9 protein-coding genes are annotated in these 15,707 nt (G+C 53.0%); 1 reads left to right on the top strand and 8 read right to left on the bottom strand.

Translation table 11 applies throughout. From position 1 onward, the window contains the following. Positions 1–14 precede the first annotated feature (14 nt). The 4 genes from TPRIMZ1_RS0107735 to TPRIMZ1_RS0107720 all read right to left on the bottom strand — a co-directional run bounded on the left by TPRIMZ1_RS0107735 (position 15) and on the right by TPRIMZ1_RS0107720 (position 5,737). A complete protein-coding gene (locus TPRIMZ1_RS0107735) occupies positions 15–2,555 on the bottom strand; it encodes a glycoside hydrolase family 2 protein (RefSeq protein ID WP_010257364.1) in 2,541 nt (846 codons plus the stop codon). A gap of 17 nt (positions 2,556–2,572) precedes the next feature. Beyond that, positions 2,573–3,358, bottom strand: a complete 786-nt coding sequence (locus tag TPRIMZ1_RS0107730; protein ID WP_010257360.1) for a carbohydrate ABC transporter permease — start codon at positions 3,356–3,358, stop codon at positions 2,573–2,575. Between the two features lie 90 nt (positions 3,359–3,448). Beyond that, the gene (locus TPRIMZ1_RS0107725; protein ID WP_010257358.1) at positions 3,449–4,351 is read right to left on the bottom strand and encodes a carbohydrate ABC transporter permease; all 903 of its coding nucleotides are present in this window, start codon (positions 4,349–4,351) and stop codon (positions 3,449–3,451) included. Between the two features lie 87 nt (positions 4,352–4,438). Then, entirely contained in the window at positions 4,439–5,737 is a 1,299-nt protein-coding gene (locus tag TPRIMZ1_RS0107720; protein ID WP_010257355.1) for an extracellular solute-binding protein, read from the bottom strand. A 147-nt stretch (positions 5,738–5,884) separates the two neighbouring features. On the opposite strand from TPRIMZ1_RS0107720, the gene fusA reads away from it, so the two are divergent. Then, positions 5,885–7,927 carry an elongation factor G gene (fusA, locus tag TPRIMZ1_RS0107715; RefSeq protein ID WP_010257352.1) on the top strand — a complete coding sequence of 681 codons (2,043 nt, stop codon included), beginning with the start codon at positions 5,885–5,887 and terminating at the stop codon, positions 7,925–7,927. 4 nt (positions 7,928–7,931) lie between these two features. Here fusA and TPRIMZ1_RS0107710 read toward each other — a convergent pair whose 3' ends face one another. From TPRIMZ1_RS0107710 to tnpB, 4 genes are all read right to left on the bottom strand, one after another. After that, complete coding sequence (locus TPRIMZ1_RS0107710) at positions 7,932–11,672, bottom strand: ATP-binding protein (RefSeq protein WP_010257350.1); 3,741 nt, start codon at positions 11,670–11,672, stop codon at positions 7,932–7,934. A gap of 1 nt (position 11,673) precedes the next feature. Next, on the bottom strand, positions 11,674–12,054 hold the full coding sequence (locus TPRIMZ1_RS0107705; protein ID WP_232616770.1) for a ParB N-terminal domain-containing protein: 381 nt from the start codon (positions 12,052–12,054) through the stop codon (positions 11,674–11,676). A 50-nt stretch (positions 12,055–12,104) separates the two neighbouring features. Continuing rightward, a complete protein-coding gene (locus TPRIMZ1_RS18645; protein WP_010257346.1) occupies positions 12,105–14,762 on the bottom strand; it encodes a penicillin-binding protein 1A in 2,658 nt (885 codons plus the stop codon). Positions 14,763–15,368: 606 nt separating this feature from the next. Further along, positions 15,369–15,707 (bottom strand): IS66 family insertion sequence element accessory protein TnpB (gene tnpB, locus TPRIMZ1_RS18640; protein ID WP_010257344.1); only part of this gene is annotated, 339 nt, incomplete at its 5' end.

Below are 15,707 nucleotides of genomic sequence, written 5' to 3'. Positions count from 1 at the left end.
ATTATGGCAGTTCTTTAGGACCTGCCGGTTTGCCAATCCTGTCCCGGGACGAGGTATACCGGTTTGACGCTGGATTTCTCCACCCTTCCTACTCCATCCCTGACCGTAAGGATGCGCGTATCTCCGGGCAGCATGTCAAAATAATCATCATCCAAGTGGATGTCCGCCGGAAGGCCAAGGGATACGGCGTGGCTGTAACCGGAACTTTTTAATGTAACCCGGTAATCCTTTCCCACAGTATCAATACTCACCACAGAAACGGTGCTTTCGGCTTTTTGGTATTCCCGGAACGGCCCGGTACGCAGAATTGCCGGATGGGCGCTTCCTCCACGGACAAATACAAGGCCCCGGGTCAAATCGGCTTTGGGTACGGCGAATTCGTGGACCATGCCCTTACTGAAGGCCGGCAGGGTGATGGAAGTTTTTGCGGTATCGTACTTGCCGTCAAAACCCGCATAGCCGTATTCCACTTCCACGGTCTGTTCCGCCGGAGTATCATTGATACCCATTACCCGGACCGTTTTCTTATCACCCGGAGCGCGAAGAACAAATTTGATGGGCGCAAAGGCCCGTTTGACATAGTAATAGGAGGGCTTGCGATCCAGGTAGTAATCAATAATGGTCCAGCCGACTTCGCCCCAGGTATCGTTATACATCCAAAACAGGGAACCGTCATTACGGGGATAGAATCGGATTGCTTCAAGTGAGTAATTGTACATGAGTCCCTGTACTAACCGTGCGTATTGCAGATAGTCCTTCAGGGTCAGGTTATCGGGATTCGTGTAATGTTTGCGGATGCCCTCGGAGACCGTCTCCTTTTCAAAGGTGTTGTTGTGAAGATTCCAGATTTTATCGTTCCGTACAACCGGCTTGCCGTCATAATATTTGCTGATGGTTGCCTCCGAGCATGGACCGATATATCCGTATTCCGACACAAAACGGGAACTAACGGTATCATAGGACTCGGGGCTAATGCGGTCTTCCATTTTGTCGCTCATGGTACACTCCCGCCAGTGGTGGCGATCGCCTACCTCATTATCATTGGGCAGCTTCCCGCCGTAGGGGGAGGACCGCCAATAGGGAATCTCGGGACAATTGGTACGGGTAATTGCGGGAATTATTTCGTTGTAGATATGCAGCCCGCCGCTGGTTAAATGCGTACGATCCGAACCGAAGTATTCCTCAAAGAGCCACTGATTTTCGTTATTACCACACCAGAGGCCTATGCAGGGATGGCGCCGCAGCCGTTTTGTCTGATAGTCGATTTCCTTGGCTACCAGGTTCCGGAAAGATTCCTTATCATCCGGAAACATGGCGCAGGCAAACATAAAGTCATGCCACAGGAGTATACCGTACTCATCGCAGTAATCATAAAACTCATCCCGTTCATAGATACCGCCGCCCCAGACCCGGAGCATATTGAAGTTACAGTCCCGGGCTTCACGGACAAGGGTTTCGTATTTTTCAGGGGTAACCCGGGCATAGAGGGAGTCCGCAGGAATCCAGTCGCCGCCCTTAGAATAGATATCAACGCCGTTAACCCGCAGGGCAAAGCGGCGATCGTTATCGCTGTATTTTTCCAGATTGAGGGCCACCGTGCGTATACCAAAACGCACCGGATCGGCCTTATGGGTATGGGCGGCGGTTTTTACCGTAACTTCCACCGTGTACAGGGGTTGAGCTCCCGCACCGTTGGGCCACCATAGTTTTGCATTGGAAATGATCGCGTCAAAATCCACGTAGTTTATACCCGAGACTGCCAGAATACCGGTTGTTTTGGTGAGGACCGTGGCGCCTTCGAATTTGAGCTCCAACAGGATCTCCGCCTCCTGGGTGGAGATGGGCAGCAGGCTTTCAAATTCAATTTCAAAACGCAGCTTCGCGTCCTTCCCCGTTTCAAGGGTAACCGGTTGTACCCTGGTAACAGCCACATCGCCCAGGAATTCTATTCGGGCATCCTTCATGATCCCAATGGTGGCAATCCGCGGCCCCCAATCCCAGCCGTAGACATACTGGGGCTTACGCAGGGAAGAGCGGATTTTTTCACCCCGGTCTCCTCTGCCAAGCTCATACTCCGTACAGACATGATCTGCCAGGTAGTCGTAATCTTCTTTAGCAATACGTTCAGGCCCGGCGGTAAGACGAACCAGCAGGGTGTTCTCCCCCTTTCGCAGCCAATCCTTAAGTTCCGTGGTAAAGGGGAAGTGGGCGCTTTCGTGGGTCCCTATATGCCTGCCGTTAATAAAAATGTCGGCAAACAGATCGAGGCTTTCCAGCACCAGCCGTGCGTTCCGGCAGGACAGATCCGCATCGGATACCGTAAAATCCCGGCGAAACCACCAGGATTTCCGTTCTATCCATTCGCTGTCGTAACAGTAATCGGCTGCCACCGGATCCTTTATGACCCCCGCTTTAATAAGGGGCATGTGCACATCACAGGGTAGAGAACCCGCATCAATATAGTCTTCCGCTTCCAGAATATCCAATGCCCGTTCTGTCCCGACCGACAAATCCCGGTACAACAATTTCCAGTGATCCCTAAGCTTCAATATCATAGGATTCTCCTTTTACCCTATCCCTTAATTGCACCGGACATCATGCCCCTGATGATCTGTCTGGAACAGGAAAAATAAATTATCAGCGCTGGTACCATGGCAATAACCATGGTGGTCATCATCCTGGGATAATCGGCTTGATAAATGCCTTTAAACATGGTCAGACCTAAGGGCAGGGTGAACAGATTCTGGTTTTTCAGCAATACCAGGGAAAAACTGAATTCGTTCCAACAACTGAAGAAAGCAATTATTCCCGCAGTAACCAGGATTGGGGTAACTAAGGGAAAAATAATGGTAAACAGGGTACGGGAGAAACTTGCCCCGTCAATGGTCGCCGCCTCTTCTATTTCCCTGGGTACCGTACCGATATAACTTTCTATTAAAAAAATGGAGGTCGGTAGGTTAAAGGCGATATTCGGCAGCGCCACGGTATACCAGCTGTCGGTAAGACCGGTCTTGCTGAACAGGATGTAGATGGGAATCAGCAGGGCGTGGATGGGAACCAGCATACCAAGCATGTAGAGGGTATACAGGAGCTTGCGGCCGCGAAACCGAAACCGGGAGATGAAATAACCGTTAATAAAGCCAAAGAGGATAATAAAAATAAGGGCGATCGCCGTATTACGGACCGTGTTTAGGAAATAATACCCAATTTTACTGCTGGTTAGGATGTACGTATAATTGGTGAATTGTATGGCCTTGGGCAGTCCGATGATATTGGACTCGAAATCCCGGGTTGTCTTGAGGGAAGAATAGAACATCCAGAAGACCGGATAAATACAGGTAATAGAAAAGGCGATCATAATAACATTGGAAACAATCTTTCCTATTATTCCGGCCGGAGAACTACGCTCCTTTTTTCGTCCGCTTTTTTTCTAAACCAATGGTAGTACTCATTCTACAGCCCCCTTTCTACTAAGCCAGGTTAAAAGAGCCCGGGATGCAGCCACCAGGGCGGTGCTGATAACCAGGATGCCAATACTGAGGGTGGACCCATACCCCATATTCATTTGCATAAAGGAAACATTATACGCGTACTGGGCCATAACGCTTGACGCATACCCCGGCCCGCCCCGGGTCATCGCATAAATATGATCGAAAACACGCATATTACCGGATATACAGAGCATGACACTGATAATAAGGGTTCCCCGTATGAGGGGCAAAATGATATGGACCGCCTTTTGAAACCCGTTGGCGCCGTCAATTTCAGCCATCTCTAAAACTTCGGAGGAAATGGAGGTCATGGCCGCAAGGATAATAACCAGATACAGACCGATATATTGCCAAATCAGGGGAATGCTGACCACGGCCATGATGGTCGAGGTTTCAGACAGCCATCCGCGTACAAGGTCTTCCCGATGGATTAGCTTTAATAGGAAATTCAGTATCCCATAGCTGTAATCGTAGATCATGGTCCAGGTAAACCCTACAACGACGGCGGAAAGGGTTACCGGAAAATAACTGACAACCCGGTGGAAGCCCTTGGCTTTAAGCCCCTTGGTATTGAGAAGACAGGCAAAGAGAAAGGCAAAGCCTATCTGCCCTATGAGACAAAACACCGTGATATACAGGTTATTCCCAAAGGAATGCCAGAAGATGGAATCGTGCAGCATATCAATATAGTTTTGAATGCCAACGGGGCTCATCTTTTTCCCCCCGGGCCATCTAAAGGTACTGAAATAACCAGCCGCAAAAATGGGCGCTATAACCACAAATAAGAAAAGTATCAAGCTGGGCAGCAGATATGCCGCCATAACAATCTTGGACGGGCCGGTCCGATATTTCACCGCCATACCTCCCTGTATTTACAAATTTGAATAATACGTGTATTTCCCGAGGGGGGAAATACACGTATCAAATATTGAATAAACGAATTCGTATTATTGAATCTTGTCCTGCTCTGCCTGGATAGCGGCAGCGACGGCTTCGGGAGTAGCGGTTCCTGCTAACAGTTCCTGAAGCTTGGAGTTCATCACATCAATAACGGCGCCATCCATAAGGATATCGTAGACGGGAACATAGCTAAGGGTACCGGTAAAGTCAAGATAGAACTGGGATAGGGCCGGCAGGGATGACTTGCCCTTTACGGGAACGTCAATGGGCCCTAAAAGACCGGAATCGTCCATGATAAACTGGCTGTATTCGGTACCGGTGGTCTGTTTCATGTACTCGATGGCCGCATCAAGCTTGGCCCCGGTAAGCTTGGCATTAATGCTCTGGGCCCATCCCGCACCGCCGGAAGTGGCGTTAACCGCGCCCTTTTGACCGGGAACGGAGGGGAGTATGGCGATCTTGGTATTGGCGAGCACATCGGGATCCGCATTCTGCAAAATGTACGAAATAGCCCACATACCCTCTATGGTGGAAGCGGCCTTTCCGGTGCAGTAAAGGGCGTCCGCCTGGTTATTGTTAATCTCATTAAAGTTGACATTGAACATGGAGGCCATTTGCTGGCTGTACCGCAGGGCGGTTACGAATGCCGGATCCGTGAATTTGGCCTTGCCATCGTTGAGGATGATGGACTGGGTCCAGTCATTGCCGGTGAAGCGATCCCCCAGGGCGGAAAGGATACAGGATTCGTAGGGCCACCGGTCCTTATTACCCAGGGCGATGGTGGTCATGCCCTTGGCCTTGAACTTAGTATTGGCGTCCACCAGTTCATCCCAAGTGGTGGGGAAATGATCATATCCGATATCATTGAACATTTTTTCATTGTAGAATATCAGGGAGGTCATAACCAACTGTATGGGGCTGCCGTATATTTTACCATTCCGGGTAACGGGAAGGAAAACTCCGTCACGATAATCGGCGGGATTGATTTTTCCGGTAAGATCCGCCATTAGGTTATTGTCATAGAAGTTTTGTACCCAGGATCCTTTGGTAAAGAAGATATCCGGCATTTCATCCGCCGCTGCCAGGGCCATTATCTTGGTCTGATAGTCAATCTGCTGCAGTATGGACTCGTTGACCTTGATATCCGGGTGTTCAGCAATGTATTTGTCCTTCATTGCATGATATCCCTTGACTTCGGTGCTTTCCGCAATCGTTTCGATGGTCTGGAAATGCATCAGTTCCAGGGTAACCTTGCCGCTGCCTCCACCGGAAGCCGATGATTTACCCTGACAGGCGGATAAAACCATCACTGCGGCGATAAAAATTGCCAAAATTGTCTTTTTCATAAGACCTCCTCATAAATTATTGATTCAGTATAGGACTAGTTTTGTCAAAAGGCAAGGTATCAATTAAAAAAAACATACGACCCGATTGAAAATACGGAGTAGCTTCCCTTACGCTATTAGGGTACAATATACACAGGAGTTGTTCCCATGCTTAAAACTATGCGTAATATCGGCATCATGGCCCATATCGACGCCGGAAAAACCACTACCACCGAGCGGATACTTTACTATACCGGTAAGAGTCATAGGATAGGCGAGGTTGATGACGGCGAAGCCATCATGGACTGGATGGAGCAGGAACAGGAACGGGGCATTACCATACAAAGCGCCGCCACCACCACCTACTGGAAGCGGAATGGGCAGCAGTTTCAGATAAACATCATCGATACCCCGGGGCACGTGGATTTTACCGCCGAGGTGGAACGTTCCCTGCGGGTGCTGGACGGCGCGGTGGCGATTTTTGACGCCGTCCGGGGGGTGGAGCCCCAGACCGAGACCGTATGGCGCCAAGCGGAGCGCTATAATGTGCCCTGCATAGGGTATGTAAATAAGATGGATAGGGTAGGGGCCGATTTTTTCCAGGTCCTGGAGGATGTCCAGGCAAAACTGGGCGCTAAAACCGTGGCCCTCCAGATACCCATTGGCAAGGAAAGTACCTTTGAGGGGATCATCGACCTGGTGGAGATGCGGGAACTCCGCTGGGACGCCGCCACCGACGGCGAGACCATCATCCCTTCCCCCATTGCGGACGAACGGGTTGCCCTGGCCGCGGAATGGCGGGAAAAGCTTATCGACACCCTTTCGGCGTTTTCCGAAGGGATTACCGATAAGTACCTGGCCGGGGAAGAAATTGAACCGGAACTTATCCGTAAGGAGCTTCGGCAGGCGGTGCTGAACCGGTCCCTGCTGCCCATGTTTGCCGGCGCTTCACGGCGTAATATCGCTGTCCAGCCGGTGATAGACGCGGTGGTGGACTTCCTCCCGGCGCCGGATGAGGTTGCCCCTGCGGCGGGGCATCACCTTAAAAAAGAAGAGGATGTGCTGGTACCCTGTGATCCCAATGGGCTGCCCCTGGGCTTGGTCTTTAAGATACAGAACGATAGGGAGGCGGGGAGCCTCTGTTATGTGCGCATGTATTCCGGGGCGCTCAAGCCCGGTACGGCGATATTCAATGTGGGGAAGAAGAAACGGGAACGGGCCAACCGTATACTCCGTATGCACTCCAACAAGTCCGAGCCCATGGACGAACTTTCCGCCGGGGACATTGGGGTGATTATCGGCATGAAGCTGGCCCAGACCGGGGACACCATCGGGAGCGAAGGCTGGCCGGTGGTACTGGAAAAGATGGATTTCCCCGAGCCGGTAATTTCGGTTTCCATTGAACCCAGGACCATGTCGGAGATGGATAAGCTCCGGGAAATTCTGGGTCTCCTCTCCAAGGAGGACCCTACTTTTACCACCAAGGATAATCCGGAGACGGGGCAGCTGATCATCTCCGGCATGGGGGAACTCCACCTGGATGTGCTGGTTACCCGGATCATCAAGGAGTACAACCTCAACGCAAAGGTGGGGAACCCCCAGGTTACCTACCGGGAATCGATTACCCGGACGGTGGAGCATGAGGAGCAGTTCTCCAAACTTATGGCGGGTAAAGAAAACGCAGCGACACTGCGCTTTAAGGTTGAGCCCCTCCCTTCGGGCTCGGGAAACAGCTACACCAACGCTGTTAAACAGCGGGATGTTCCGGAGCAGATCTTCGAAGCGGTGGAACGGGGTGTAGGGGGCGCATTTTCTTCCGGCATAGTCCTGGGCTATCCCTGTATAGACGTGGGGGTTACCCTGACGGGGCTTGAGTACTCGGAGCTTACCGGTACGGAGTTTGCCTACGAGGCCTGCGCCAACCGGGGGGTCTACGAAGCCTGCCGGGAAGGGGCGCCCATACTCCTGGAACCGATCATGGCGGTGGACCTCGTTTCCCCCAAGGAATTTGTGGGTGATGTGATGAGCCTGATAACCCAGCGGGGAGGCCAGGTCCTGAGCATGGATTCCAAGATTGGTTCCGATGAGGTGAAGGCCCTGGCGCCCATGGCGAAAATGTTCGGTTTTATGACATCCCTCAGATCCGTAAGCCAGGGCCGGGCCACCTTTACCATGCTGTTCTCCCGGTTTGAAAAAAAGTCCGAGCGCTAGCGGCCTACTTAAGGCCAAGGAGCCGGAAGCTTACTTCGATACACTTATCCATTTCCAGGGGCTTTGCAAGATGGGCGTTCATGCCGCTGGCGATGGCCCGGTCGATATCATCCTTAAAGGCATTGGCGGTTAGGGCTACGATGGGTATGGTTTTGGCATCCGCCCTGTCCATGGCGCGGATGGCGGCGGTGGCCTCATAGCCGTCCATGTTGGGCATCTGTACATCCATATAAATGATGTCGTAGTAATACTCCGCCGATTCCCGGAATTTTTTTACCGCCATAAGGCCGTCTTCCGCTTCGTCAAAACTCAAGCCGGTAAATTCAAACAGGTTTACGGCGATGATACGGTTTATCTCCACGTCGTCCACCAGGAGGGCCCGTTTGTCCGCAAGGCGGTTCTCGGTGTTCTGCAGACTGAGCTCTTCCTCAGCCTGGGCTGCCTCGTCGGGGAAGGAGAGGCTGAAACTAAAGGCGCTCCCCTGTCCTTCGGCGCTTTGCAGGGTAATATCCCCCCCAAAGAGCTGCACAATACTTTTACTAATCGCTAAGCCCAGGCCGGTTCCGCCGTATTTTTTGGATGTCTGTGCCGAGGCCTGTTCAAAGGGCTTAAACAGGGACTGCTGGGCTTCTTTGGATATGCCGATTCCGTTATCCCGGACCGTGAACTCCAGCAGGGTTTTTCCCGCCTGCTTTTCCTTTTCAGTAATACTGAATTCTATTGTCCCACCCTCGGGGGTAAATTTAACCGCATTGCCCAGGAGGTTTATCAATACCTGGCGCAGCCGCAGGGGATCAAGCCTGAAGGATGCCGGCGGACTAAGCTCTAAGCGGATATCAAAGGTAATATTTTTTTCGTCGCACCGGGGCTTGATGATGGTTTCTACGGTACGGACCAGTTTTTTTAGGTCCACCGCCTCATCGGACAGTTCGATTTTGCCGGCCTCGATTTTTGAAAAATCCAGAATATCGTTGAGGAGTCCCAAAAGGTGCTGGGAGGATGTTTCGATCTGCCGAAGGTTTGCCTGGATCTCATCTGCGGCGGCTTCACCATCGCTGAGTTTCTTTTTTACAATTCCCGTCATGCCGATGATGGCGTTCATGGGGGTACGGATCTCGTGGCTCATCCGCGCAAGAAAATCTCCCTTATGCCGGTTCGCCGCATTGGCGTCTATCACCGCCTGTTCAAGATCAATCTGGGTCTGGCGCAATTTGTTTTCAATGGCTACCCGGGCCGAAACATCCCGGGCAAAACCCAGGATCCCCACCGGATTTTTATCGCCGTCGAAGATGGGGGTGCGTACCATGTCCACAATTTCCTCATGGCCGTCCGCAAAAATAAGATGTTCTTCCGAATATTGGGGTCTGCGGGATTCAATGACCTTGCGGTTCTGTTCCCGGATATTTGCCAGGTTTTCCGGACGGAATACGTCCTCCTCGGCGGCCCCCACTATCTCGTCAGTAGTTTTATTCGTTGCGGCGGCAAACCGGGGATTCACCGCCAGGTACCGGCCCTCAATATCCTTATACCAGATAAGATCCGGGGAGGCGGAGAAAATGGTGTCCAATAGGATCTTTTGTTCCTCGATCCGCTTCTGTTCCTCCACAATCTCGGTAACATCGGTGGTGGTGATGATATAGCCGATATTATTTCCGCCCTTATCGGTTAGATAGGCGGCGCCTCCCCGGACGTACTGGTTCGTATCAGGCAGGTACAGAACATCCGCTTCCCGGTTGTTGTGGAGGGCGATAATGGGATCGTAGGGTGAATCCGGGGGATAGATGCTGATATGGGCGTAGGGCTTCCCCTGGATATCGGAAAACGCTCTTTTCATGGTTGTAAGGCCTATATCATTTGCATACATGATGGCGCCGTCCATGCGGGTTATTACCAGGGCATCCTTCTCGCTGGCCACGAGGCTTTCCGCCATATCGTCGAAGGAATCCATCAGGGTACCGATTTCATCCTTCGTCCGGGCATTGAACCGGAACTGCCGTTCTCCGGAACGGAATGTGGATATGCCCTTAATAATACTGGTGATACTCCCGGTAAAAATTGACGCTATCCATATGGCGATAAGGACCACCAGGATGATCATGAGCCCCGCGGATACCACCAGTTTTACGGTGGTATCCAGGAGGTTTGCCGCGATGGCTCTGCCGGTTTCCGCAGCAGCGCCGGCGAGGTTCCGATCCGCATCGGCGATAACCCCGTCCAAAACTTCCTTGGTATCCAGGGCAGGGCGTTGGAAATCTTCGAACCCGGCGCCTATGGCAACAAAGCCAAAGCCCCGTTTGGATTCCCCGTAATGGCCCGTATAGTAGGGGATGGTGGCGGCGGTGGTAAGTTTCCAGAGTCCGCTCCAGAGTATGAGGAAGGAACCGGAGCCCCCTTCGCTGGTCAGATCGAACCAGCCCGTACACTGGGGGGCATTGTTAAGATAGCGGCCGTCCAGGCCTACCAAGCCCAGGGCGGTTAGTTCCGCTGCGGGTTTTTTGGTCCGGGATTGATCTACGAAAGTGGGCTGGTCCTTGATAAATTCGGTGTAGGATAAACCGCTTGTTAACCAGGACTGGTAGATGCTTTCCTCCAGCCAGGGAACTTCACTTTCCCCGGTTTCGGGATTGAAGCCCACGATGGAATGATGCCGGGGATGGCTGATGCTGCGGCACTTATAATCCCAGATGAAGGCGTAGTTACCGTCGAAGGCGCTGGGCAACTCTATGTACCGCTCGTTCATGGGGGTGGTATGATCCGTAAATTCCATAATGTGATCATGATCCAGCGCCAGGGTTACATAGCCGGTGATACGGCCGTTCCGCACCACCGGTGTTGCCCAGCGTATAATACCCTGGAAGCGTTTGCCATTGGGGTTTTCCTTCCCCGCGTAGGCTTCCTCTTCGGGCTGGAAATCCAGGCCCCGCGCTGCGGTGTTCTCCGGAGTATACATGCCGATCAAATGGGAGCGGACATAGGCGCCGATCACATCGGATACGTAGATCTCCCCGGGTTTAAGGTTCTTGAGCTCCGCAAAATAGGTTTCCGCCTTTACATAGGTATTCCGGCGGTCCGCCACATTTTTCAGGGTAGGATCCATCCGGGGGGAAGTGGTTACCTTGATGAGCTCATTACCCGCAAGATCCACATAGGTCATTTCCAGGTAGAGGGGCCGCTGCTCGGCAGCAAAGCTGTCGGGGGGCCGGTAGTGGAAGCTGGCCTCGTTTTCTTTGATTGAGGAAACGACTGTTTTCTCCGGACGGGGAGTTTCCCTGGGAACCCAGGATTTACCATCCTCCGCCAGTTCCCAGTCCCCCTTTTTTATCAGATTCCCCAGCTTGTTGTCAACAAAATAACGGAACGCAGCCGGGTTTGGTTCAATCCCCGAAGCGTAAAGAATATCCCTATCCCGTTCGTAGAGAAAATCCGCTACCCGGCGGGCCATGTCGGTGCTGGTCCGTTCTATCTGGGCTGTGGCCAGGTTATTCAGGGCGCTTACCGAATCTTCCACCGCCATATCCCCGGTTTTTACCAGGGCTTCATTGGCCTGGACGGTTAATTCCTGGGTGCGGTGGTTTAGCTCTTTCCCCAACGCCACTGCCTGCCCCCATGCCATGATGGTGAGCAATACCAGGGGAATAACTTTGATAATAACAAAAAGAATAATCAACTTTGCCCGCATGCCTAAGCCAAGCCTGGAAAAAAGATTTCCCAAAGCTACATTAAGGGAGTCGATTATTTTTTTCATATCAGCTTTCTATTCTGAAAAGCATTTTAAAGAATCTGATAATTGCATTCAAGATGCGCCGGAAGAATCCGGGGTTGCGGAGTTTGTTTATCTTTTTTGCAGCCTGGGTGATTTCTTCGGGAGTAAAATTTTGGCGCTGAAGATTTTCCTCAACCTCGTATTCCAGCTTTGAAAGGTTATCACTGATATCCATTACCACGGCATTGATGGTTCTCCACCCCAGGTACCGCGCTGCTTCAAGCCGCCTGCCTCCGGCGATGAGCTGATTGCGGCTGTTAAGTACGATTGGGCTCATCTGGCCAAAGTGTTTCATACTCTCCGCCAGGGAGGGGATATTTCCCATTTCTTTCCGTATCCGTTTTTTTACAATAATTTCATTCAAAGGGACCTGCACCGCACTACCTCACCTACAATATACTATTTTTAAAAAATTTAATCGAGCAGGGGATTATAATCCGGAAGTTCCAGACCGAATTCCTCATCCGAGATGATGGGGCTGCTCCGGGAAGACTCCGGAGTTTCCCGCGCCGGGGATGGTGGACGGGAAGATGCGGCCGGTGTTGTCCGGGGATTGGTACGGTTTCCGCTGCGATTCGAGGCAGGCCGGTTTACCGGTTCCGGCCGCTGCAGTTCCGGCGGCAGCAGATCCAGACGCAGTTCCGGCAGCTTCAGTTCCCCCAGCAGGGTATTGCTGTCCATGAGCATGGTATCCAAACGCATCCCTTCCAGATTTACCTGATTGGCCCTGGCGGCGGTACCATCGTGCAGATCGCAGTACCGGGTCGGCTGGGTTCCCTCCAGAAATGGCATGGTTACATCCCCGGGACAGCCCGGCGTTTTCAACAGCCCCGACTTGGTGCAGACCGTTACGTCGATGATCCCCGTGGAGGGTTTGACAAAGTCCTTGAGGGGCAGGCCCTGGTGGATCTCCCGCATAAAGTCCGCCCAGACCGGACCTGCCAGGGTGGACCCCGTAAGGTTTACCCCCAGGGAGTTGCCGGGTTTGTCGAAGCCGAACCAGATGGCGGTGGTATAGTAGGGGGAGTAGCCCACGGTCCAGGCGTCGGACCAGTTTTGGGGGGTACCGGTTTTTCCCGCCATGGGCATACGGAACCGTTTGTCCTGTTCGTCCCGGAAGCTAAACTTTGCCCCCCATTCGGAGGGGGCGTAGAGGGTCCCCATTTCCACGGTTTTTTTCAGCATACTGGTCATCACATAGGCGTTCTGGGGGCTGATAACCTGAATATCGCTGCCCATACGCCGCTGCCGGAGCCGTACTTCCCGCTCCGTATCCAAGACGACCCGGCCATTCCGGTCCTCCACCGCGCGGATGGCGATGGGAGACACATCCCGGCCCTGGTTGGCGAAAACCGCAAAGGCCCGGGCCATTTGCAGGGGCGCCGCGGAGATGATGCCCAGCCCCAGGGGATAGACCCGGGGGAAGGTCCGCCGTATTACCGCGGGATCGTGTATATCCAACAGGGCTGCCGCCCTATCTATGGCGGCGTCGAAGCCAATGGCGTCCAGCACCTTTAGGGAAGGTACGTTCATGGAATTAGCCAGGGCGTCGTAGAGTAATACCGAGCCCTTCCATTCACCCCGGAAATTCAGGGGGATATAGGGGGTACCGTCCTCGTTATGGAACACGATGGGCAGATCGTAGATCAAAGAGGTGGGGGTAAAGATCCGGGAATCGATGGCCGCAGAGTAATACAGGGGCTTGAAGGAACTTCCCGGCTGGATATTTCCCTGGGTTGCCCGGATAAGCTGGTTGGACTCGTCGTATTTGGAACCGCCGATAAGGGCGGTGATGTAGCCGGTTTCATTTTCGATGGAAACCAGGGCGCCTTCCACCACATTTTTTTCGGTGTTGGTTTTAAGCTCCGCAAAGGCGCTGGCGGTCATGACCTTGAGGTCCTGGATGCCAAACATGAGGGCGGCCATATCCGCCACCGGATTAAGGGTCTTTGTATACCGGGAGAGGGCTTTCTGTTTATTCTGGGCTTCCGAGGAAGCGTGGATATCGCCCAGGTCAAAGAAGAGGGAAAGCATATCGACTACCGGTACATAGGTCCGTTCCGCTTCCGTGAGCCGGTTGGAACTGGACCGGGAATACTCCTTATTCGCCTTTGCCAGCCCCTGTTCCATAAACTTAGCCGCCGCCGCCTGGTGACGCAGGTCCAGGGTGGTGAGCACCGTATAGCCGTCCCGGTAGTAGTCCATGGCGCCGTACATCATGGTATCCAGTTCCCGGCGGACATATTCACTGAACCAGGGGGCGGCGTCTTCCCGGCTATAGTAGGCGGATGTTGAAGCCCGGGTATAATCGTAGTTATCCCAATAGGCGTTGAAGGAGGCGTCCGCCTCTTCCCGGGTGGTATAGCCAAACTCTATCATCCGGTCCAGCACCGAACGCTGACGGTCCCGGGCAACATTGGGGTTATCCAGGGGGTTGTACCGTGACGGGCTGGAAAGCTGGATCACTAAAATTGCCGCCTCCGCCAGGGTAATTTCCCGGGCGCTGTGGCCAAAGAAGTATTTGCTTGCCGCCTCCACTCCGTAGGTTCCGGGCCCCATATACATATAATTAAGGTAGATTTCGAGGATTTCGTTTTTGGTATACCGCCGCTCCATCTGGAGGGACCACCAGAGTTCCCGGATTTTCCGGGTATAGGAGTATTCGGTACGGTCGGTGTACAGGGTCCCCGCCACCTGCTGGGTTATGGTGGACCCCCCCCCCAGGGACTGGCCGATAAGTTTTCCCATGGCGGCCCGGGCGATACCCCGGATACTGAAGCCCTTATGGTTATAAAAATCCGGATCCTCCCGCGCCAGGACCGCATAGATCAGGTGCCGGGGCAGTTCACTCAGGGAAACCATCTCCCGTTTTTCATCCGCAGAAAATTCGGTAATCAGTTCCCCGTTGATATCCATGATCTTGGTGGGCAGGGCGGGGGCAAATTCGACAAAATTTTCCTGGTTCTTGATGTTGTTGGTTTCCGCCAGGGAGAGGCCTAGGCTGACACCGATTACTACTGCGGCTAGGATTGTTAGGGCGGCGAAAATACGGATTAGGACGTAGGATCTCATCTTGTTTTAGGGTAGGGAAAGGTTCTGGCTTTGTCAAGCAATCTATCGCAATCTATCGCAATCTATTGCAATCTCTCGCAATCTCTCGCAATCTCTCGCATATATCTCTCGCATAAACGGGCGGGTACGGGGGTGTGCCGGGCGCTCGCACGCTTGTAGAACCTGCTTACGGAGCCCCTGCGGGTCTCCTCCAGCAGAGAATTCCAAAATGTGCTCGGCCCGGCACACCCCCGTACCCGCCCGCTTTTGTGGGGTATACGAGAGAGTGCTTGGCGGGGGGCGCTTAATGAAGTTTGTGGAAGCAGGCTGGGGGGGTGTGCTACGTGCTCGACCCGGCACCCCCTGGGAGATTGCATGAGGGGGCGCTTAACGGGGCTTGTAGAACCTGACACGTAAACTTAGTCACGCTACGGAGACCCTGCGGGTCTCTGGCAGCAGGGAAAATTCTTCCAGGATCCGGCGGCGCTCTCCATTTTCCGCCCAATCCTGGTGTTGTACGTGAACCGCGAGAACTCAAGGGGTATCTACGGAGCGTATACCAGTACAGATTGACGGAAAAATGGGCCGGGATTACACTCATTGAGGGTCATGTGATGCCTATACAGATCATAAACCGGAAGAAGCTGCCCCCTGGAGAGAGCCGTTGGCTGGCCGCTTGTGTTCCGGCCATGGAAAGATATCCTTCTCCAACCGTTGCGGACCTTCGGTCCGATGGCTTAGCCAGAACCCCGTCTTATCCCACCAAATAACCTTCAGCAGTTTCCTCCGGCGGTTGCAGAATAAATATAGGCTCCCGCTTAACGGGTCCTGTTCCATCTGCTCCTCTATGATCGTCGCAAGCCCGTTCACTGCTTTTCTCAGGTCCGTATATCCCGGTCGGATAAATATCCGTACCGCATTGATATCCACGGTCATAGCCATTCTTCCTTCCCGCCAAGCAGCTGC

Source organism: Treponema primitia ZAS-1 (assembly GCF_000297095.1).
GTDB lineage: Bacteria > Spirochaetota > Spirochaetia > Treponematales > Breznakiellaceae > Termitinema > Termitinema primitia_A.
This window is presented reverse-complemented; position numbering and strand designations above follow the sequence as displayed.